Source organism: Methanosarcina sp. DH2 (assembly GCF_020804225.1).
Taxonomy (GTDB): Archaea; Halobacteriota; Methanosarcinia; order Methanosarcinales; family Methanosarcinaceae; genus Methanosarcina.
The window spans coordinates 1-21,464 of sequence record NZ_WJBI01000003.1 but is presented as its reverse complement, the minus strand read 5'-3'; the positions used below and the strand labels follow the sequence as shown (position 1 = coordinate 21,464).

The window sequence follows — 21,464 nt, the reverse complement described above, 5'->3', positions numbered from 1 at the left end:
CTTCCCAGGTGTTGTTTGAGTTGCTAACGACTGAGATGATTTCATCGTCTACGAATTCTCCGTCCTTGGTGAATTCGAGCCAGACTTTCTCACCGTCAACATCGACCTGCTTGGCTTCGATAGCATAACCTTCGCCGAGATCGAGCTGTTCGCCGGTTCTGATGGTGTACTTGTCATCGCTGTCAAGAACGAGCTTTGCGAGCTTGTCAGCTTTGTCAGGGTTGATTGGAGTGAATTCTTCTGCAAAGAAGCCCATAACAGCGTACTGGTCCCAGCCAACGGAAGGCCTGGAGTACTCGTAATCAACCATTTCGATGGTTGTTTCGTAAGCAAGTCCGCCTTCAGGAATCACGTTTCCGTTAAGATTGGAGACAGTCAGGCTTTCTGTAGCGACATCGTCGTTGACGTCATAGAAGAAGCCTGCGAAGTTGGTTGCATTCCATTCGAAGTTACCTGTTGCAACTTCACCTCTGATTTCATAGGTGCCGGGCTCTGTGATCTGCTTCATTGCGTAGAACCTGAGCGCTCTGGTATCATCAGCGGTCTTGAAGAAAATGCCCTCAGCGACTTCTTCTTCGTCATCTCTGGTCAGAGTGAAGGTGTCTTCGTTGGTGATGTTAAGGGTAGCACCCTGTATTCTAACGTTGTCGAGTTCACCGAATTCATCGTCAGACTCGATGGTCATTGCGTTTGCGTAGTCAATGAGCCAGAGACCTTCGATCTGGGCAATGCTGTCGACTGCGCCCTGGAAGACCTGGTTGACGTGTACTCTGAGGACAACGACATCGTCTTCGTCCTGGACATCATCAAGTTCGACTTCCCAGGTGTTGTTTGAGTTGCTAACGACTGAGATGATTTCATCGTCTACGAATTCTCCGTCCTTGGTGAATTCGAGCCAGACTTTCTCACCGTCAACATCGACCTGCTTGGCTTCGATAGCATAACCTTCGCCAAGGTCGAGGATTTCGCCGGTTCTGATGGTGTACTTGTCATCGCTGTCAAGGACGAGCTTTGCAAGCTTGTCAGCTTTGTCAGGGTTGATCGGGATGTACTTCTCTGCGAAGAAACCGATCAGGCTGTAGTTGCTCCAGCCGATAGATGGCTTTTCATATTCATAAGCAACCTGCTGGATAGTTGTTGTATAAACGAGACCGTTTTCTCCAATGACGTTGCCGCTAGTGCCTGGAACGTCTTTAATGGAAAGTGTTTCGGTTGTCACGTCATCGTCAATGTCATAGTAGAATGCTGCAAATTTAGTAGCATCAATTGTAATGGTGCCATCGACGCCATATGTTGTGATAATGTCGTCGATGTCAGAGCCGTTGTATACTGGACCGCGGATCTCAATTACATCTTGTGCACTTGCGGCGGATGCAAATACAGTAAGAAGCATGAGAGCAGCCAGTGATACTGCTGCAAATCTCTTCATTTTATTGTTTCCTCCATGTTTGTTAAGATATATCGTATGTAAGAAGAAGTGTCGGGATCAAACACTTAAAGGGTTTCACCATTCTTCACCAAATCAGACTTGTCCATTTCGTCGATTGCCGAAGAGGATTTCATTCCCTCCTTATCCCTCTAAATTGGATTACAAGTGTTCTATAAAATAATTGCATTATTAAATCTTTTGTGGTCTATTTCAGCAGAATTAGAAAGGAAAAGCGCAAAACAACGATACAAATGACGGTAAATGTCGAAAGAACCAGGGCAGAATATTCGTCAGAGGTTAACATAGAAGATAAAGTCGAAATACTTATAAAACACTATGGAAAAAAGGTAATGTGTTTAGAGACATGTAGCTAAATAATTTGAAACAATACTAATTTTAAAAAGCCATTATGTAAAAAAGATCGATTATTCAATACTTACCAGTTTCCGAAAGTTTCATTTAATCAGAAAAATACTCAGCGCTTTGCACATTTCAGCCTTTTTTTAACCTCATAGCCATGTAGAGTTTGATTATTCTGACAACCTGCATACAGGTTTATCATACGCTTACAGGCTTATCATACGCTTACAGGCTTATCATACGCTTACAGGCGTATTCAAAAAAGAAACCGTGATTGAATACTTTATAATGGCTTTCTTTTACATGTATTCTATTACCGAGAGTACCAGACCGCAGTAAAAGTATCAACTAAGAAGTTGGTCTAGTAAAGGCTGGCAAATATAATAATTGTGAGTAAAATTAGAGATAAACTTTTGGAATAATTCAAGTATTTTTTGCACGGACTTTCATTAATTTTATAATAATGAAAGTCTAAGATTGTCTATTTCGTAAGGATTACAGTATAATTATATAGGATATTAGAAATTGACGATATAATAAGAGAAATATAAAATAAGAAAAATATATAAGAGAAAAGAGTAGAAAGTATCCTGAGGAAAGGATGCACCGAAAATAAGGCGCCTGATATTCATATAGATAAACGAATAAGATCATATATTATATCTGAACAATGCAACATAGAACTAAAAACAACACGGGGTATCAGTTTTGGAATGTCAAGATATTATCCAGGACGTCATCTGCAGGATAAAAGCCACCAAAGGCGTGGAAGACACGTACGTTTTGAATGAAGGAGATAAGGAGAAAATATTTGAGCTCGAGAAAAAAGCCGAAGGCGCAGTTTTGATGGGCATGGGAGTAGGAGATAACCGGGGAATCAAAGAAGTTCTCAAACGCCAGGTAATCATAGCCTTTACAACCAACATGGACTACGTCTGGCCTGAAGGACCCAATGTAATTCTCATGCAGTTTGGGGAAAAAGTAGGCGAGGATGTTTATGACCCCGAAAAACTCGAAGAGTGTAAAAAGTGCAAAGATATGATGGTAATGGGAAATTTCGTGATTTACAGAAGTTCAGTACCAAAGCCAAAGGATGCAAAAAAAGAGCCGATTACTGTTGTTCTCCCTCCCCAGAGTTGTAAGGAAGTCGAATGTGCAAGTAATGTGGCTGATACCGTGCTTGCATCACCTTCCACTCCTTCAGACGAGTATCTCAGGTCTGTAATGGGCCTCAAACCGTCGATAGGCCAAGGAACTTTTATTGTCGGATTCAACATCTGCTGATCAAAATAGGAAAAGAAAGTTACATAAACTCACCGGATAACGGAAAAACCTGTATCGTATAGCGCATTTGCGGTACAGGTTAATTTGACTATAGTTTAGTCTATACTTTTTATACTTTTGATACAGCAACCTGATAGAACACACAGACAAAACAAACGGTCTTCAATACAAAAGACCGGGATTATCTTTTTTAGTTAGCAGGTTTATGAAACAAAGCTAGCTTATTGAAGGCATCAAAAAAAGAACTTAAAGTGTATGAATTAAAAGTTCTGTGGCTTAATAATTAGTCTCAAAGACAACTTTTCAACTAAACCTGATACCGAAAAAAAAATAGCCGGGAATAAATTACCCGGAAAGACGGAATTTGAAATGAAAGAAGATGAATATAAAAAAGCCTGCAGGATAATCCTTGACAGGGTACTTGCCGGTGAAATAAAAGATGAAGGTCAGCTGAACAAAGCAAAAAAAGATGTAAGTAAACTGTACCATCTTTCCAGCCTGCCCAGGAATGGAGATATTATTATGCAGGGTACGCCTGAAGAACAAACAATAATAAAAGAATTCCTCAGGCGAAAACCCGTAAGAACAATTTCCGGAGTTGCAGTAATTGCTGTGATGACTTCCCCTGCCCCATGCCCCCATGGAGTTTGCCTGCCCTGCCCGGGAGGTCCTAACTCATCTTTTAAGTCCCCTCAGAGCTACATGGGAAGAGAACCTGCAGCAATGAGAGCCATTCAACACGAGTTCGATCCTTACAAACAGGTTCAGTCCAGACTATCTCAACTAAAGGAGATCGGCCATGATGTGGAGAAGGTAGAACTGATAGTTATGGGAGGTACATTTTCAGCACGCAGCCTCGACTATCAGGAATGGTTTAGCAAACGCTGCCTTGAGGCAATGAACGATTTTACAGGTACCGAATGGAGAGAAAATGCCTGGAGGATCGGAAAATACCCACCTTACATCCCGCTTGAAGAAGTTCAGAAAGCTAACGAAACAGCCGATATCCGTAATGTGGGAATAACGTTTGAGACACGTCCTGACTGGACAAGAGAAGAACATGTGGACGAATTCCTCAGGCTTGGAGGGACAAAGGTTGAGCTTGGAGTCCAGAGTGTTTATGACTTTGTCTTGACCAGAATGCAGAGGGGACATGGAGTTGCAGAGATTGTAAGAGCTAACCGGGTATTAAGAGATAGCGCATTTAAGGTAGGTTTTCACATGATGCCCCATCTCCCCGGAGCAGATTCAGAGCTAGATCTGAAAGGGTTTAAAAAACTCTTTGAAGATCCGCGTTTCATGCCGGATTATCTCAAAATTTATCCAACCCTCGTGACTGAAGGCACGGCTCTGCACAGGATGTGGGAAGCTGGAGAATATCAGGCACTTTCAGACGAAGAGGCTGCAGAGCTTGTTGCAGACATAAAAGCTGCCCTACCTAAATGGGTAAGGCTCCAGCGCATCCAGCGTGACATCCCCGCAAACCAGATCTTTGCGGGTGTCAGAAAGAGTAATCTCAGGCAACTTGCAGAGGAAAAGCTACGGGAGAAAGGAGGCAAGTGTCGCTGTATACGCTGCAGGGAAGTTGGGCACAACAGCCTGAAAGGGAGAAAAATAAACGAGGAAGACATCGAGCTTACTATGGAAACTTACGAAGCTTGTAACGGAACTGAACATTTCATTGCTTTTGAGGACCTTTCGGCAGATGTCCTTATTGGTTTTACGCGTTTACGCTTCCCGGCTGCTCCTCACCGCCAGGAACTGCAGGACTCTGCCCTTATAAGAGAACTGCACGTTTACGGTTCCATGGTACCTGTAGGAAAGGGGGCAAAACAAAAGGAATGGCAACACCGGGGATATGGAAAAGAACTTATTGAATACGCCGAAAAAACTGCATTTGAATCCGGCTATGAAAAACTTGCGATAATCAGCGGAATAGGTGCCAGGGAATACTACCGAAAACTCGGGTACACTCTTGAAGGAGTTTATATGTCAAAAACTTTGAAGGGCTAAGAATAGCCCTCTTTCACGTGACACTTTAAACTGATTTTTCAGCCGACTTAACACAACTTTTTGGGCTCCGGAACCTACCCCGGATTGATATAACTCACCCCGGGTTGATATGACCCCTATGGAAAAGCAAACTGAATCCTTTGTAAAGTACATCTAAGAGGTACTTTCTGGCATTATATTTGCTTTTCCAGTATCATTATACTTCCAGAAACACACAATTTCAAGCACCTGCAATATCCTCAACAGCATATATTTAAGAATCTGCTTCTCACAAACTATTTTTCAGCTCTCTTTGCGTTCTAGCTTATCTTAAAAACCAGCTTCCTGAAAAAATTATAATTGCCTGAAAACTTACTGACAATTTGTTTCAGATTTAGGGTCCAGGACAGAGGAAGATGACCCAAAAATATATAAAATATAATTGTTAAAAACAGATTAATAAATTTTATTAATATAAAAATATTACTTAGTAATTTTAGCAGAATAGTTTAAAGGATTTGATATGGATCTAAAAAATGTAGAGGAAAAGATGGCTAAAGCCTCAAAAAGTAGGGCAATAAAGAGAAAATTCAAAATTAGTTATTATAACTTTCCCTTTAACTAATCACTTATATTTTAAAGGTATAAGATCTATCAAATATAATTAATGTAAAAATATAAATAGTACTGTGTAAATAAAGTGAGTAAACTGAATAACAATATTAAAGCGTAAGTCAAAATTTCTGTGTTAGTCCAGTAAAAAATATCAGAGACGTGAGAACTGTTAATGAAAAAAATTCAGTTTAGGAATTAATTTGAAAAAATTATTTTGGACACATAACAAATAAAAAATTTAATAGAGAAGAAGGATAGTCTGTCCATTGGATCTAAAAATGGGGGGAGATAGACTATAACAAATACCTATTTAGCTGAAATCCCTGTCAAGCGAATTTAAATTTGTATATTAGCAGGGATATTTGCAGAAAAATGTTAAATAGTATGGTATGATATCGTATACCCGCCTTCACTAATTGTAAAAAACATTTACACCCTATATGAAAAGACAAAAATACTAAATTTTAGTTTAGGAAAAGATACTCTTTAAGATCCGGAAAAAAAGGCTCTTGTGACCTTAGAGATAAAGCTGTAAGATGTTACTTTTGAAACCTGATAGAGGAAAAAAATACAAAATACAGCTATTAAGAAATTTAGTTCCCAACAAATTTTTGTTTAAAATAAAAATTAAAAAACATTCATAAAAAAATAAATATTATGAGACCTTAACATAATAAAAAACATAATACGTCAGATCAGAGAAGCTTATTCAGGCTCTGAATTCCAAAAATAAAAACAGATTCTTGATTAAACCCGGAATAAGTCTCTAAATTAAACCTGAGTAAATTAAAAAATATTAAGCAAACATTAAATCCCTAATTAAACCTGAATTAACCTGATAAACTCCAAAAAACCCAAAATGAACCTTGAATTATACCCTAAAATAAACTCAAAGAAACCCAAAATAAACCTTGAATTAAACCCTAAAATAAACTCTAAGAAACCCTGGAAAGAACGGTGATAAAAATGAAAATTAGAGTTGTAAGCTCAAAAGAAGAAATTGACACTTTAAAACTCAATGAGGAAATTGTCCATCTTGCATTCAGACCATCCAATAAGGACATTTTCAAGCTTATTCTAAAGTGTCCAGAGGTGAAAGCGATCCACATCCCGAGCTCGTACAAGAGAACAATTTCCAGTTCGGCACAAATGTATCTTTCTATGCAAAATATTGCTTTGCTTGAGGGCGATGTATGGGGTCATAGAAAAGATATCAATGAATATTCAGAAGTTTCCGAGCATGTATTTGACCGTATAAAAGAACTGAAAGAAGAAGGCCTTTCTGATGAAGATACTATAGAAAGGCTTGTAAGGGAAACAAGGCTTAGTCCGGACTTTGTAACCTTTATCATATCAAATTGAATGAAGTTCTAAATAAGCCGATCAGGATTCTGATCGGCATTTGTTTTTCTGTAGAATTCTGATTGAACTTCTTTTAAATTATAGAGACACATTCTGAAATAAACCTCATAGCATTATATTTGATTTAGAAATATTTATTAGGAAAGATATCTCTAGAAACGGGGGAATTCAAGAGTCCCAGTTCCCAACAGGATTAAAAAGAAACTAACTTGCTGGATAAAGGTTTCTTTTAAAAGTAACAATTAGGTATTGTGTTTGCCAAATAACATAAGTGCTGTTTTTGTCAAATAACATAAGTGCTGTATTTGTCAAATAACAGTCAGATGTTGCTTTTGTCAAACCTTCTGCAGGAGCCTTATTTACCTGTACACCAGTTAGATGTTATCAAAATATTGCTGGGGTTTACTTACCTTGCTCTTATCAGGTAGTATAATCCATCAGACCTTACTCTTACCAGCGCTGACGCTTGCATCACTCTTATCACCTGATACATAAATCTTTGTAACCTGAAAGTAAATATGACATAAATACCCGGCTACGGCCCCTATATTTTAATTAAGAAACTTGAATAAAATAGAGAAAAGCAGGAGAGCGGATTTTATGACCGAATTCGAACATGTGCTTGTGAACTCATTTAACGCATACATTGAAGAAAAAGGCATAAGAGCCATCTCCTACCGGCTTAAACAGCACAGGTTTACCTCTCAGTTCCTTGACGTGCTTGTAGACTCCCTGGACCCGGATCTGTACCTGGGAATAGAATGTAAAAGTATCTCCGTGGATAAAGGGGCAAGCGCACTTTACTTCTCCCAGCATTTTACTGTGGATAAAAGAGGTGTCCACCAGATAGACAGAATTTCAGACTATCTGAACAGATCTGGAAGAAGGGGATTCCTTGCAGTGGAACTTCGCCTCGGGACAGGCCACGGCAGGGAAGCATATATGGTACCCTGGGGAGAGCTGGAGAAGAGCTATCATACAGAAAAGCTCAAACTCACAGTACAGGAAATCCGAAATTTTCCGGAAATAAGAAGGGATGGAAAAGATTATACGATAAACCCTCAAGAATGGGTAAGAAAAAATCGCTGGGAAAAAGACAGTTAAACTGAGGCTAGCAGAGAATCTCGGAGAAAGTAATGACTGAAATTAAGGAAGCATTTAGAAAAGAAGCAGGCAGATGTGCCGAAGAAATTAAAAAACACAGGTCAGTACACGTTGTATCTCATATTGATGCAGACGGATTGACTTCTGCAGGGATAATCTGCACAGCTCTTGAACGGGGAAATTTCGAATATACTGCGCGTTTTGTAAAGCAGCTCGATGAAAAAGCCCTTAACATTATCGCAGACGAGAACCACGAAATTGTGATTTTTACGGATCTCGGAAGCGGGATGTGCGAACATATAAAGTCCCGCGGGATCAATGCTGTCGTCTCAGACCACCACCAGCCTCAGGGTACTCTGGAACTTCATCTCAACCCCCATCTTTTTGGGGCAAACGGTTCTTACGAACTGAGCGGCTCGGGAACCACTTACCTTCTGGCTTCAGCCCTTGGAAAGAACAGAGACCTTTCCTCGCTTGCCATAGTGGGGGCCGTAGGGGACATGCAGCATCTGAAAATGGGGCAGCTTGTAGGGATTAACAGGGAAATTCTGGAGGAAGGAGTAAAAGGAGGAAATCTAGAGTTTAAGAAAGACCTGACCCTATTCGGAAAGCAGACCCGCCCGATTTACAAACTTCTGCAATACTCTTCTGATCCTTACCTCCCAGGACTTACAGGAAATGAAGAAGCCTGTATAGAATTTCTTCACTCTCTGAATATTCGCTACAGCCAGGACGAGCGCTGGAGGCGCTGGATAGACCTTGAGGTTTTGGAAAAACAAAAAATAGTCTCAGGGCTGTTCCAGTACTGCCTTAAATCAGGGATACCGTCCTACAGGATCGAGCGCCTGATAGGTGAGGTGTATGTCCTCCTGAATGAAAGAGAAGGTACGGAAATGAGAGATGCCTCAGAGTTTTCCACTCTTCTTAATGCTACTGCCAGGTACGACCATGCTGATATAGGGCTTGCAGTCTGCATGGGAGACAGGGAAAACGCCTACGAAGACGCCAGAAAATTGCTTGCTGAACACAGGCAAAACCTTGTTAACGGGCTTATATACGTAAAAGAGAATGGGGTTACCCAGCTCGAAAATATCCAGTACTTTGATGCGGGTTCACAAATAAAGGAAACCATTGTAGGAATAATTGCAGGCATGAGTTCCACAATAGTTGAAAACAGGAATCTCCCGATTATTGCCTTTGCAAAAACAGAGGGTGGAATTAAGGTTTCAGCAAGAGGGACACAGGACCTGATCCGCAGAGGGGTAAACCTATCTGAAGCAATGTCAACTGTTTCGGCAGAAGTAGGAGGTGCAGGCGGTGGGCATGATATTGCTGCAGGGGCAACTATTCCTGAAAATGTAAAAGAAGAGTTTGCCCGAAAACTTGACCTTTTCATAGGAGAACAGCTTCGACGAAAAGCAAATTCAAGGTAATGGGGAGCCTTCAGGAAACTATTCCGGAAAGCCAGGTTCCGCAAAAAACATATTCAAGGTTCGGTGAATGAAGGAAAAAAGTTTCTGGAACAGGGCTATACCGAAAAAGGAATTATAAGCCGATTTCAGACCAGATCCTCAATCCGGCTCATTTCCTTAAAAGAAATTAACCTTGACATTGCACTTGTATCTATGGGAATTCCATACTCCTGCACAACAGCCATCGGGTTTGTTCCCCCAATGACAACTATTCCGAGATGGTCTCTCTCAATAGGGACATCCAGAACTCTTGTATTTGGCTCTCCTACCTCCAGAATTCCACTGAAGCCTGCATCCAGAAGATCGGAAAGGCTGCTTTCAATCGCATCTCTTGCAACCATGGGAGCTTCCCTCAGATTTGCGAGAACCTTGCCTGAACCTGTCCTGAGCATTTCAGATACGGAAGTGATTCCCTGAGACATCAGGACTTCCAGGGGATCTACAGTTGTGCTTACATATGTAAGCACATCCGTGAAGCGTACAGGAATTCCGTTTCGAATCTGGACAACGCCTCCAAGCTTCGGGTTTACAGGAATTCCTGCTTTTAACAGTACACCATCAATGGTTATACTGCAGACAGTCCCGATTCCTACCTTTCCTTTTTCAATGGTCAGGTTTCCCAGTGATTCCCCTTCGGAAATAACTTTTACATATGGGGTTACGGAAAGCCCGCTTGAGATAACCATTTTGAAGATCCCGAGCACATCGTCCAGGTCTTTTTTATCGATAAGCGAGAGATTAAGTATAACGTCTCCATCCATTTTCTTCGGATCAAATGTAGTCCTGTACATTAAATCTCTAATTCTGGATGATGTAAACTGAATACGGTATCCATTTTTTTGCATTTCAACCCTCCAGTAATTGAAAGTATTTATACCTATTATAAGTTGTGTATCAGTATGGAGAAAAAAATCCTCCTGATTAGCATCAATTCTCTGCCTGTAAGCCCCTGTCTTCAAAGGCTACAAAAGGAAAGGTAAAGATGCGGCTTCTCAGGGGAGTCTTCAGGAAGAGAGTTACTAGAGTAAGAGATCCTGTAGATCATAAAAGATAGGAATGCTTTTTCAGAGCACTCCCGCCAAGAAGCCCATAAAGTCCTGCGGGGCCGTTAAGAATCTTAACCTACCCGCATTAGATATGAGATCGTACATGTTTTCTCCGGAGTCAAGCCCGAATTCATCAAAGCTAAGAGGTGCAGTATAACGGATTGACGGGATATCCTTGTAAAGGGGGTTTTTGGCAAAGCCATCTTTAAGAAGGAAATAGGCAGCTCCAGAAAGCCTTTTTATAGGCTCATAGACAGAAGAGAAGTCCCGACAAACCCAGTTTGCCATCTCAAGAGTCTCTTCCGAGGCATTTATAGTTACATGTCCGTACCCGGGAGGGACAAGCACCAGATCTCCTTTTTCTGCTTTGATGACTGCCGCATCCAGAACGATATCCTCCTCTCCAGGCTCTACCTTTTGAAGCAGATAGGTAGCAGAACCTTCAAGCACCTGGTAAATTTCAGGATATGATACATCTGTTCCTGGAACCTGCGGGTGGTAATGACCTACGGTTTTAATGTATTCCGACCCAAGCATTCCGGGAGGGATCCTTGTAATGTCATACCTGAGGTGGTGGGATTTAATAGTCTCAAGTTCAGCGTCACTTTTGGCAAGATCCCTGAACATATAATACATATCCGCATTTCTTTCATCTATCCTTTCAAACCATTCTCTGTCAAACACCACATCTTCCATATCATGGAGTTTTCTTACATCCGCCACAGTGACTTTATCCCCGAACTTCAGTGTTACTGCCATTGAATTCCCCTTTATTTCAGAGCATATAGATAACGTTCAATACCACAGTGAACCTGTCCAATCACATACAAGATTTTGCCGTAAAAGCTAGCAGTGGATCAGTAAGGCCAAAATCCAGAACAGTAATATGAGTATATAAGTTATTAGCTGACAATATATACCTGTTTCTGACATTTCTACTTTTTGGCGACGCCCTGATAAGAAAACTGCATTGTTTCATGCTTTTAGAGCCTTTTCAACCATTTTAGGGTAAGTAAGTTCAATAATAGTTTTCAGATTAACTATATCTTCCCTGTTATATTTAACAAGCAGGTTCAGAGCTTCCTTATCGCCCTTCTCATACTGCCTCCAGAGCCGGACTGCATCAAATCCATCCATACCATCGGTCTCCTCACTTCTACAGATCCCGAGCAGCTTCTCAATTTTTTTGAGGCCTCCTCCGTACCCTATACGCCTGAGCGGATACATCAGGTCTATATGGAGCTGCTTGAATTCTATTTCGGGAAATTCGGATTTTATGAAAGGGATATCAAAGCGGGCTCCGTTAAAGGATACAAGGAGCCTGTATTTTGAAAATTCCTCCACCATGTCATCAAGGTTGATTCCCCTTACATACGTTTTAGACTCACTCCCATTGTAGATTCCAACAATAGTTATCCTGTCCCTGGCGGGGGAAAGTCCTGTGGTTTCGATGTCAAAGAAAGCGGCAGAGTCAGAAAACAGAGAATATGCTCTCCAGTGTTCTGCAGAAGGTAGACGCTGCGAAAAAAAGGAGCAATCTCTTGCAGCCAGATGCCTGGAAGATAACTTTATTTCGTCACATATTCTGGTTTTCCTGGATGAAGGAATTGAGATATTGTCTGTCATTTCGAGAAACTCGTCCCAGGTATGTATACCTGAAGCCCAGATTTTCTGCTCAAGCGCTTTTCCTACGCCCGGAATATGAATATATGTGTTCTTCAGCATTGTTCCCCTGGACCATAGGAAGCGATCTTTAATAAAAATACTGCATGAAGGCTGAAAGTGATACAAAATACAAAATTAGAATTTTAATAGCTATAAATCCTATATTAGGGCTCAGAACAGAGAAATTGGTCACTAAACAGCAGTTTCTAAGCTAATTATATAGGCCAATCTTTTGAGTTAATTTTGGAACCAATTGTATGAGCTAATTATCCGAGCTAATCAATTAGGACATGTTTTTAATGATCAACCTTGACGTAATAACTATCAAAGATTCACGCCAACAAAGTTAATATACTTACTCAGTAATAATATGAAGTACTCTTTATTTCTTGTGGGGGCGAAATATAAAGAGGGTTTATAGAGTCCTACTTAATAAAGTTGGGGTAAAAAGCGAGTTTCGGACTTCTAGAAAGCCAAAAAAATAAATACCAAGATATAGTTACCATCAGAACAATAAGAAATTCATGATCGGTTTTTAAAGGCAGGGGTTAAGAAGCCTTCTGCAAATAAATCTTTGATACAGGTGTGCAAGTAATGGCTAAAATTTCCGTAATTGGTGCAGGAAATGTAGGTGCGACCACAGTCCAGCGGCTAGCCGAACTGGAACCTGACGAAATTGTCATGACAGATATTGTAGAAGGACTACCACAGGGAAAAGCCCTTGACCTCATGCAGGCAGGGGCAATTAATGGCTATGATACTCAGGTAACAGGTACTAACGATTATGCAGATATTGCAGGCTCTAACCTTGTGATCATTACAGCAGGCATTGCCAGAAAACCCGGAATGAGTAGGGAAGACCTCATTAAAACAAATTCGAAAATAATAGGAGACGTTGCAAGTAATATCGCAAAGTATGCTCCTGACTCTATTGTTATGAACGTCACAAACCCGCTTGACATTATAACATATGTAGCTATGAAGGCAACGGGCTTTGAGCCAAAAAAGGTATTTGGAATGAGCGGGGTCCTTGATGCAGGTCGTTTTGCAAGCTTTATAGCAGAGGAACTGAACTGCTCGAAAAAGGACGTCGAGGCAATGGTCATAGGAGGTCACGGAGACCTTATGGTTCCCCTCCCGCAGTATACCACAGTCTCGGGAGTTCCGCTTCCTGAATTAATTCCGGATGAGACAATTGTCAGGCTTGTAGAAAGAACAGTTAATGGGGGAGCCGAAATAATAGAACTTCTTAAACAGGGAAGTGCTTTTTATGCCCCTTCCGCAGCTATTGTGCGCATGGCAGAAGCCGTGCTTAAGGACTCGAAGCGCATACTTCCGGCGTCTGCATATCTTGAAGGGCAGTATGGGCAGGAAGGAATTTATTTCGGAGTGCCAGTAAAACTGGGAGCAAAAGGAATAGAAAAAATTCTGGAACTTAAACTTGAAGAAAGCCAATGTGAGATACTCAGAAAATCTTCGGAAACAATAAGAAGGGGAATCTCACAGCTGAAGATATAAAAATAAACCGTAAGAAGACAGATTTATGGCCTCAGCATAAAACAGGTTTCTGTTGACGGAAAACCAGAAGTATTTCCGTTAGATTGTAATAAATATCAGAAACCTGTCTGATTTCCTGTTCTGTCCAGTTTTAACCTGCCTATGATAAAAATAAAAAGTAAAGAACTGTCTTACTTCTTCTTGGTCAATTTGTATAAAGCAGTTAATAACTCTAAAGTTTTGATCTCCCAGGGATAGTTCAGAAAAGAATTTAATAGAGAAAAATGCCTTCACCTCAGGATAACCTAAACACGCGGCATTGCTGTATAAAATGGACTGAGAATTTTTTCCCTGAGAAAAGATATTAAATGATTCGTTAATCGTAAATATCCGGATCAAGTAAAACTGTAAGTCCGAAGCTATATAATTAATAGAAGAAAAAACTCGGTAAAACTGTAAGATATATAAGTATGTTTTTCATATAAGGTAGAGAAAGATATTTAAATAAATTTAGGATGCATAGATACTTAAATTAATTAATAGAGCAGGGATATAATGCGCGCAGAACTCACATCACTCTTTGGCCTAAACATATACACAAACAACGGTGTTTATGTAGGGAAGTTGCAGGACCTTGTAATTGATGTAGAGGAACAGAAAGTAACAGGACTTGCTGTTTCTGACATTAACAGGGAACTTTTTGACCTTAGCAGCAGAGGTATCATCATTCCTTACCGGTGGGTTATAACAGCAGCAGACATTATTATAATCAGAGACGTTATCCAGAGCTACAAAAAGAGGAAAGAAGACTGAATGGTCTTTCGAAAAGGTATATGAAAAACCGGGAAATCTATGCTGAAATGCGCTGTATCCCGCCAGTGGTCTTGCGCGCTGACGGCAGGAATTTCAAAGATACACTTTCAGGCCTGGGCTTTGAAAAACCATATGATGAAACCTTCGCCAGAGCTATGGCGGATACTGCTGAACTATTCATTAAAAAAAGCGGTTTAAGCCCTTTTTTTGCCTATACTTTTTCAGATGAAATCAGTTTTCTGTTCACAGACCTTCCTTTTGACGCCAGGGTGGAAAAAATCGATTCTGTTGTGGCAAGCTTTCTTGGAAGCGCCCTTACAATAAATCTGTGTCTTGAGTTACCCATAGCTTTTGATTCCAGACTGGTGGCTCTTCAGAGAGAGGAAATTCCGGAGTATTTTCACTGGAGGCAACTGGAAGCCTGGCGCAACTTTGTGGCATCCTGGGGGTATTACGCCCTGAGGAACGAAGGTGTGGGAAAGGATGAAGCTGCAAAGCGTCTGAAAGGAAAAAAGGAATGGGAAATCCACGAGATGCTTTTTGAAAGAGGAATAAACCTCGCGGCACTCCCTGCCTGGCAGAGGAGAGGAATTATCGTTTCTAAAGAAGTACGTGAAATCTCAGGCTTTAACCCGGTATCCGGCAAAGAGGAAAAGTCCCTGAGAAGAAAAGTAATTCAGAATTGGGAAATCCCGAAATTCAAATCAGAAGAAGGGATACCGTTTTTAGAGAAACTTATTAATAGAAATTGAGTTTTTCAGAGTAAGAAAAGAAAAGGAATGTAGATGCAATGGACAGACTTGAGCTTATAAGAAGAAATGTTCAGGAAATTGTAACCGAAGAAGAACTGGTAGGGCTACTTAACAATAAAGAAGCTCCCCGTGCTTATGTAGGATACGAGCCGAGCGGAAAAATCCACATGGGGCATGTCCTCACCGTAAATAAATTAATAGATTTGCAAAAAGCAGGGTTCAAGATCACTGTCCTGCTTGCAGATGTACACGCTTATCTGAACAGGAAAGGCACTCTGGAAGAGGTCAGGAAGATTGCAGACTACAACAGGCGCTGCTTTATTGCTCTCGGGCTTGACGAAGAACAGACTGATTTCGTTTACGGTTCAGACTTCCAGCTGGGAGCCGAGTACATGTTAAACGTGCTCAAGCTTTCAAGAACAGTCACCCTTAACAGGGCGAAGAGAAGTATGGATGAAGTAGGGCGTGCAATGGACGACCCTACGGTTTCCCAGATGGTATATCCCCTTATGCAGGCAATTGACATTGCCATGCTTGAAGTAGATGTAGCAGTAGGAGGAATTGACCAGAGGAAAATCCACATGCTTGCCCGCGAAAACTTAAAGAGCCTTGGATTTGAGACTCCGGTATGTATTCACACCCCTATTCTCCTTGGGCTTGACGGAACCAAGATGGCTTCTTCGAAGGATAATTTTATTTCGGTAGATGATACGGAGGAAGAGATCCACAGGAAGTTTAAGAAAGCTTTCTGCAAGATAGGAGATGTAGAAGAAAACCCGATCCTTGCTCTTTTCCGCTATCATATTTTCCCAAGATACGAAACCGTTGCTATTGAAAGGCCTGAGAAATTCGGTGGAAACCTAGCATACCACAGTTATTCTGAGATGGAAAGCGCTTTTATTGAAGAAAAAGTCCATCCAATGGATCTTAAAAATGCAGCTGCAAAATATATAAATGAGATTCTGGACCCTGTCCGAAAAGTTCTTCTCTGAATCCCGGAAGGGTGTTACCCTTCCAAAAAAATTTAGAATATTCCGGGAAAAAGCACATTCTTGAAGGGGATGGGAGACATTAATAAAAAGTGCTAGAAAATCCTGGATAAAATGTTATATAGCTATAAAGCATAGAATATTTGGAGAGTTAGTTCAGATATCCAGGGTGCTTTTTATGAAATATATTTACCAGGACTCTACGGAACTGCCTGTGCAGAGAGATTTCATCGAGGATCTAAAATCACTCATAGACATAACTGCCCGAGTAATTCCTCTGGAGAATTCAATAATAGAACTCAAGTGCAAAAATAAAGAAGCGCTCCATGAATTGAATAACAGGATTACTGGGATGGATATTTTTGAGGAGAAACTCAGCTCACTGGTAAATAAATTATTGAAAGATATAGGTACTGAGGATTTAATATCCTGTACTGACGCAATCCTGATAACCTGCAGTGAAAATCTCGGGCGAAAGCGTGAAATTCTCGCAATTGAGTCCAGAAAAATTGAGAGTGGGGCTGCTCAGGAATATCAAAAAGTTGAGAGCAAGGTTCTTGAGGTTCTTACTCCGTTTTTGATCTCAGGAATATATGGAGCAGAAAAGAGATTTGAGCTTTCCGGCAGTATAAACGGAGTATCAGGGGTAATGGAAGGTTCGGTCTCAGGCATGCAGTATTATTATAGACTCTGGTTTACAGAGGAACCTCTAACAGTGGAGAGGCTTATTGGCAGCCTGAGCCTTCCAGGATGGACACGAACAGGAATCCTGCGGAAAGAAGAGAAAATAAAAATGCAGGATCTTTCCGAGTTTCTCGTAAGTTCCCTTGAATATGACAGCGAGAAAAACGTCCGGCTTATTCTTGAAAATAAAAAAGCAAACCGGAAGTTCAGGATAGAAGGGGGAGGATCCAATTACTTCGTATACGAAGATGAAAGAGAAATTACTGCCGACAAAGATCTTGGATCTTTTGTTGACATGACAACTCTGGTCAAAATCCCGGAAAAAATCCAGAATTACCTCAGGGAAAATATCCGGACCTATACCCTTTCAAAAGTTCTGCTTGATGAAGAGGACGCAGTCTCTACAAACCAGATCTTCGACTGCCTGAAAGTGATTGCCGAGCAGTACGGCGTGATCGTCCATGAGTGTCTGGCAAGAGGGCATAATAAAGAAGAGATTACCATCAAAATGGAAGAGGCAGACGGAACCAGAACCGAGAAATATATCTCAAAGGCTGAAATGTACACCCGTCTTTCCGATGTAGGAAGTGAAGGGGTTGAGATTGCCGAAATCCTTGGTGTAGACAGCAGGGCTCAGATTAAGGACAGTAAATACCTGATTGTCTGATTCGTTTTAAACCTTTCAGAACATTACTTTTCATAGTTTACTTATTATATTATATTATATTATATTATATAATATTTCCTTACCAAATCAATTATTTAATTTTTTACATTTTCTATGGGGCTCTTTCCCATATTTCTTTACTACGTTTCTTTATCACGTTTTTTTATTATACTTCCGTCCTGTATTTCTCTTGTATAGAGCTTATTCCAAAAGCCATCTCACTTTTACTCACTAACAACTCCCATTTTTCCAATTTCTCTATTCCCCGCAGATTTATAGTACAACTCATGAGCTGAAATATCTGGGAAGAGGAAAGACGTAAGGGTAGCTGCTATGGAAATTCAAGACATCTGAGCAGCCATAACAGATACTCAAGGAACTCATCCCAAAACCAGGTTCACTCTAAGATCAATAAGAATCTAAGAACTGTTCTCCGTGGTCAAAAACTCTATTGATTATTCAAATTCGCAATTAAGAGAGGTAGTTATGAGTTTTGGGATCAACTCAAGGAAAAAATCTTCCGGGATAGGTTTATGAGAATAAATAAACAGATATAGATAAATTTATATTATGGAAGGTTTGAACCTGCAGAAATGTGAGAATAAAGGCTTGAGAAAGTAGATGCTCTAACTTCTTTAATAGCAGGCTGACATGCATACATTATGAGAGGTATTTTCCACTTAATATGATAGAGATAATCTAATATCGTAGGGATAATGGGAAAAGCGAACCTTCAGAAAAAAGCGTTTGGAACAATCTTTCCTCCGTTAAAAAAATTTTTAGGGAAAAAAGAATTGAGAGTGTAGAGCCTTAAATACGAAGCAGAAGAAGTAATGTATTGTACAAAGTACTCCTGGTGCAGTGTGTAAATGTTTTGAACCGAGAGTTTACAGGAAAATTTATTCCGAGATAAAAATCAGAAGCTTAATTTCGATGAATTATATAGCTACTTGTTAATAAGTTATTGATGTATCAGATATTTTCTATTCATAGGCATGTGGGGGCGGAGGCTAATAAAAATGAAAGTAAGTTTTTTTCATTCTTTGGTTTGTGTATTGATAATAACGCTGTTAGTTCCTGGAATTATGCCTGCTATGGTTGCTGCAGATGAGGACAGCCCTTCCGAAGATGACGGAAATTCGACTCTTTTACTGCCTGACTTGGTAATTGATGATCTTTCGTGGAGCCCTGTAACTCCAGAAACTGGGGAACAGGTAACTATCACGGCAACAGTAAGAAACCAAGGAGATACAGCTTCCGGAGTAACAAATCTGGCTTTTTATAGCAATGGAGATAATATAGGAGAAAGCTCAGTCCCTGAAATAGAAGCCGGAGACAGTGAAAAAATATCATATTCATGGACACCGGAAACTGAGAGTCAAGTGGAAATAAGTGCAAAGGTAGACGAAGAAAAATCAGTGGAAGAAACAAATGAGGATAACAATGGAATAGCCGCAGGATATATAACTTTCAAAAAAACAAAACTTCCGGACCTGATAATAAGCAGTCTTGAATATACTGCAAATCCCAGACCAGGAAAGTTTCAGGATATATACATAAGTGTGAAGAACCAGGGAACAGAAACCTCAGAAGTAACGAAGCTTGTGCTCTATGTTAACGGAAGTCCTTATGATGACTGGCAGGTACCAGCTTTATCGAAGGGAGAAAGCACCCATTTCTCATCTGCATGGACTCCATTATCGGAAGGATCTGCACAGATAAGAGCGGTTGTTGATGGGGACGGTCTGGTGGCTGAGAGCAATGAAGGAAACAACGAGAAAACAGCCACTGTAACAGTCGCGGAAGAATTCCTTCCGGATCTGATAATTGAAGACCTTGTGCCCGAATCGACTGAGGCTGAAGAAGGAAAAAACCTGAACATCACCTTGAAAGTAAAGAACCAGGGCACAGCTCCCTCTGAGGCAGTTCAGGCAATATACTATATTAACGGAACCGCCCCCTCACAGGAAGATATTCAGATTCCAGCTCTTTCAGAAAATAAAGGAACAGATATTATATTCTCTCTAATACCGGACAGAGAAGGACAGATGGAAGTAAGAGTGTCTATTGGTTCCGGAAAAGTTATTCCTGATAGTAATAGAAGTAATAATCAATTTACAAAAATTATAGACGTAAAAACCATACTTCCGGACCTTATAATAGAGTCACTTTCTTTAAACCCTGAAGCACCGAAGATCGGGGATAACATTACTTTTATAGCATCAATAAAGAACAGCGGGCTCAGAGACTCAGCAAACAGCGAACTGGAATATTATATCAACGGGACCAATACAACTCAGAACGCTAAAGTGTCGGTACCGGCAATTGCCGCAGGGGGAACTGCAGAAGGTACTTTTAACTGGGTTCCTGAAGAAGAAGGAAAATTAAATGTGAGGCTAATAGCAGATTCCGGAAATACCATACGTGAAGAAGAGGAGACAAACAATGAACGAACTGAAACTGTAAGTATCTCCAAACAAGCCAGTTCCATTACAGGAGGGAGCTCCGGCCCCAGTCCCGGTAGTAGCAGCAGTAGCAAAAGTAGCAGCATGGGGAGTGGCGTTTCCAAAGAGCCAGCCAAAAATGTAGAGGTCAAAGAGCTTGATACAAGGAACATCATGAGCGGCTACCATGTCAAATATGATTTCGCGAAAAATGTCACATGTATCACATATGTCGAATTTGACCCGGTGAAGACTTTTAAGAAAACGACAGCAACCGTAGAGGTTCTCAAGGGAAAATCCATTTTTGTCCAGAAGCAGCCACCTGGAAGGGTATATAAGCAATTAAATATCTGGTTGGGGAATAAAGGAGCAGGACGTGAGGATTCCCTTAAGAATGCCTATACAGGGTTTAAAGTCGAGAAGGAATGGATAGGAAATAATAGTGTTAATGAATCCAATGTAACCCTTCTATGGTACGACAGCAAATGGAAGCCTCTAAGCACCGAAAAAATAGACGAAGACGAAGATTACGTTTATTTCAGGGCAAAAACAACTGCTTACTCTTGCTTTGCAATAAGTGAATATACGGGAGAAGAAGGAACTGTAGAAGCAGGGGAAGGGATACAGGAAACCCTGAGAAGCTGGGAAGGCACAGGGAAGGCAATCCTTAACAGTAGTGCAGAAAAAGAAGGCGGCATGGAAAAGAAGCCTATGGGAGTGGCCAAAATACTTCTTGCTGTCTCCCTGCCCCTGTTCATGATCCTTGTAGAATACTTTATTCTGAAGAAAAAGATCTGAAGAAGATTTCTTTTCTTCATTCTTTATTTTTCTCGTGAAAGAATGAAAAACTAGGAATCTTTGCCCGTAGAAATTTTTGCCTGTGGGATCTTTACCCTCATGTGCTATACTTAATTTTATAAAGTAAACAGAACATCAGGAAAGCAACATTTGTAGAGGATTAAAAATCTGAAACATCTTTAGGCAAACAGGAGCTTTCATAATCGATCTTTTTTAAAATATTCTGCCTTCTTAAGGCAGAACAAAAAAGCCATTTGCCGGTGGCTTTTATCTCATAAGGCGGGAAGCCCCCTTCCTCAGCACATCGGGCTTTCGCCCGAATGGGACAGGGAGGGGATGAGAGCCGTCGACTTCCCAACATCATACCGATAGTTATCCTGTTAATATTGATATAGTTTCCAAACGTATATAATGCCGATGAAAAGAGGAATCCGATACAGAATTTACCCTAATAAGGAACAAAAAGCCCTTATGGAAAAACACTTCGGTAG

Annotated in this window: 15 protein-coding genes; 11 read left to right on the top strand and 4 right to left on the bottom strand. The window is 40.6% G+C overall.

Going from position 1 to position 21,464, the window contains the following annotated elements; genetic code table 11:
• Positions 1 to 1,429, bottom strand: a 1,429-nt coding sequence (locus FXV91_RS06930) for an S-layer protein domain-containing protein (RefSeq protein ID WP_229389828.1), incomplete at its 3' end; no start/stop codon positions are given.
• 1,068 nt (positions 1,430 to 2,497) lie between these two features.
• Here FXV91_RS06930 and FXV91_RS06925 point away from each other — a divergent pair.
• The 5 genes from FXV91_RS06925 to FXV91_RS06905 all read left to right on the top strand — a co-directional run bounded on the left by FXV91_RS06925 (position 2,498) and on the right by FXV91_RS06905 (position 9,579).
• A complete protein-coding gene (locus tag FXV91_RS06925) occupies positions 2,498 to 3,073 on the top strand; it encodes a hypothetical protein (RefSeq protein ID WP_229389826.1) in 576 nt (191 codons plus the stop codon).
• Between the two features lie 369 nt (positions 3,074 to 3,442).
• Positions 3,443 to 5,086 carry an elongator complex protein 3 gene (locus FXV91_RS06920; protein ID WP_229389824.1) on the top strand — a complete coding sequence of 548 codons (1,644 nt, stop codon included), beginning with the start codon at positions 3,443 to 3,445 and terminating at the stop codon, positions 5,084 to 5,086.
• Between the two features lie 1,560 nt (positions 5,087 to 6,646).
• Entirely contained in the window at positions 6,647 to 7,042 is a 396-nt protein-coding gene (locus FXV91_RS06915) for a DUF1699 family protein (protein ID WP_229389822.1), read from the top strand.
• A 600-nt stretch (positions 7,043 to 7,642) separates the two neighbouring features.
• Positions 7,643 to 8,146 (top strand): hypothetical protein, encoded by a 504-nt coding sequence (locus FXV91_RS06910; RefSeq protein ID WP_229389820.1) that lies wholly within the window; start codon positions 7,643 to 7,645, stop codon positions 8,144 to 8,146.
• 32 nt (positions 8,147 to 8,178) lie between these two features.
• Positions 8,179 to 9,579, top strand: coding sequence for a DHH family phosphoesterase (locus tag FXV91_RS06905; RefSeq protein WP_229389818.1), 1,401 nt, complete (start codon positions 8,179 to 8,181; stop codon positions 9,577 to 9,579).
• 125 nt (positions 9,580 to 9,704) lie between these two features.
• Here the strand turns inward: FXV91_RS06905 and nrpRII are convergent, their stop codons facing one another.
• From nrpRII to FXV91_RS06890, 3 genes are all read right to left on the bottom strand, one after another.
• Positions 9,705 to 10,463 (bottom strand): global nitrogen regulator NrpRII, encoded by a 759-nt coding sequence (gene nrpRII / locus FXV91_RS06900; protein WP_229389816.1) that lies wholly within the window; start codon positions 10,461 to 10,463, stop codon positions 9,705 to 9,707.
• Positions 10,464 to 10,682: 219 nt separating this feature from the next.
• Complete coding sequence (locus tag FXV91_RS06895; protein ID WP_229389814.1) at positions 10,683 to 11,423, bottom strand: glucose-6-phosphate isomerase family protein; 741 nt, start codon at positions 11,421 to 11,423, stop codon at positions 10,683 to 10,685.
• Positions 11,424 to 11,639: 216 nt separating this feature from the next.
• Positions 11,640 to 12,389 (bottom strand): ribonuclease H-like domain-containing protein, encoded by a 750-nt coding sequence (locus tag FXV91_RS06890; protein ID WP_229389812.1) that lies wholly within the window; start codon positions 12,387 to 12,389, stop codon positions 11,640 to 11,642.
• Between the two features lie 534 nt (positions 12,390 to 12,923).
• Between FXV91_RS06890 and mdh the strand changes: the two genes are divergently transcribed.
• The 6 genes from mdh to FXV91_RS06860 all read left to right on the top strand — a co-directional run bounded on the left by mdh (position 12,924) and on the right by FXV91_RS06860 (position 20,973).
• Positions 12,924 to 13,847 (top strand): malate dehydrogenase, encoded by a 924-nt coding sequence (gene mdh / locus FXV91_RS06885; protein ID WP_229389810.1) that lies wholly within the window; start codon positions 12,924 to 12,926, stop codon positions 13,845 to 13,847.
• A 534-nt stretch (positions 13,848 to 14,381) separates the two neighbouring features.
• Complete coding sequence (locus tag FXV91_RS06880; protein ID WP_229389808.1) at positions 14,382 to 14,639, top strand: PRC-barrel domain-containing protein; 258 nt, start codon at positions 14,382 to 14,384, stop codon at positions 14,637 to 14,639.
• Between the two features lie 20 nt (positions 14,640 to 14,659).
• Positions 14,660 to 15,391 (top strand): tRNA(His) guanylyltransferase Thg1 family protein, encoded by a 732-nt coding sequence (locus tag FXV91_RS06875; RefSeq protein WP_229389806.1) that lies wholly within the window; start codon positions 14,660 to 14,662, stop codon positions 15,389 to 15,391.
• Positions 15,392 to 15,429: 38 nt separating this feature from the next.
• Positions 15,430 to 16,383 (top strand): tyrosine--tRNA ligase, encoded by a 954-nt coding sequence (locus tag FXV91_RS06870; RefSeq protein WP_229389804.1) that lies wholly within the window; start codon positions 15,430 to 15,432, stop codon positions 16,381 to 16,383.
• A gap of 175 nt (positions 16,384 to 16,558) precedes the next feature.
• Positions 16,559 to 17,731 carry a chromosome segregation ATPase gene (locus FXV91_RS06865; protein WP_229389802.1) on the top strand — a complete coding sequence of 391 codons (1,173 nt, stop codon included), beginning with the start codon at positions 16,559 to 16,561 and terminating at the stop codon, positions 17,729 to 17,731.
• A gap of 1,085 nt (positions 17,732 to 18,816) precedes the next feature.
• Positions 18,817 to 20,973 carry a CARDB domain-containing protein gene (locus FXV91_RS06860; RefSeq protein WP_229389800.1) on the top strand — a complete coding sequence of 719 codons (2,157 nt, stop codon included), beginning with the start codon at positions 18,817 to 18,819 and terminating at the stop codon, positions 20,971 to 20,973.
• Positions 20,974 to 21,464 lie beyond the last annotated feature (491 nt).

Excerpts from the sequence above, each read along its gene's own strand:
- FXV91_RS06910 (WP_229389820.1), top strand. The coding sequence starts at position 7,643 with ATGACCGAATTCGAACATGTGCTTGTGAACTCATTTAACGCATACATT.
- FXV91_RS06915 (WP_229389822.1), top strand. The coding sequence starts at position 6,647 with ATGAAAATTAGAGTTGTAAGCTCAAAAGAAGAAATTGACACTTTAAAA.
- FXV91_RS06920 (WP_229389824.1), top strand. The coding sequence starts at position 3,443 with ATGAAAGAAGATGAATATAAAAAAGCCTGCAGGATAATCCTTGACAGG.
- FXV91_RS06905 (WP_229389818.1), top strand. The coding sequence starts at position 8,179 with ATGACTGAAATTAAGGAAGCATTTAGAAAAGAAGCAGGCAGATGTGCC.
- FXV91_RS06860 (WP_229389800.1), top strand. The coding sequence starts at position 18,817 with ATGCCTGCTATGGTTGCTGCAGATGAGGACAGCCCTTCCGAAGATGAC.
- FXV91_RS06870 (WP_229389804.1), top strand. The coding sequence starts at position 15,430 with ATGGACAGACTTGAGCTTATAAGAAGAAATGTTCAGGAAATTGTAACC.
- FXV91_RS06890 (WP_229389812.1), bottom strand. The coding sequence starts at position 12,389 with ATGCTGAAGAACACATATATTCATATTCCGGGCGTAGGAAAAGCGCTT.
- FXV91_RS06880 (WP_229389808.1), top strand. The coding sequence starts at position 14,382 with ATGCGCGCAGAACTCACATCACTCTTTGGCCTAAACATATACACAAAC.
- FXV91_RS06865 (WP_229389802.1), top strand. The coding sequence starts at position 16,559 with ATGAAATATATTTACCAGGACTCTACGGAACTGCCTGTGCAGAGAGAT.
- mdh (WP_229389810.1), top strand. The coding sequence starts at position 12,924 with ATGGCTAAAATTTCCGTAATTGGTGCAGGAAATGTAGGTGCGACCACA.
- nrpRII (WP_229389816.1), bottom strand. The coding sequence starts at position 10,463 with ATGCAAAAAAATGGATACCGTATTCAGTTTACATCATCCAGAATTAGA.
- FXV91_RS06875 (WP_229389806.1), top strand. The coding sequence starts at position 14,660 with ATGAAAAACCGGGAAATCTATGCTGAAATGCGCTGTATCCCGCCAGTG.
- FXV91_RS06895 (WP_229389814.1), bottom strand. The coding sequence starts at position 11,423 with ATGGCAGTAACACTGAAGTTCGGGGATAAAGTCACTGTGGCGGATGTA.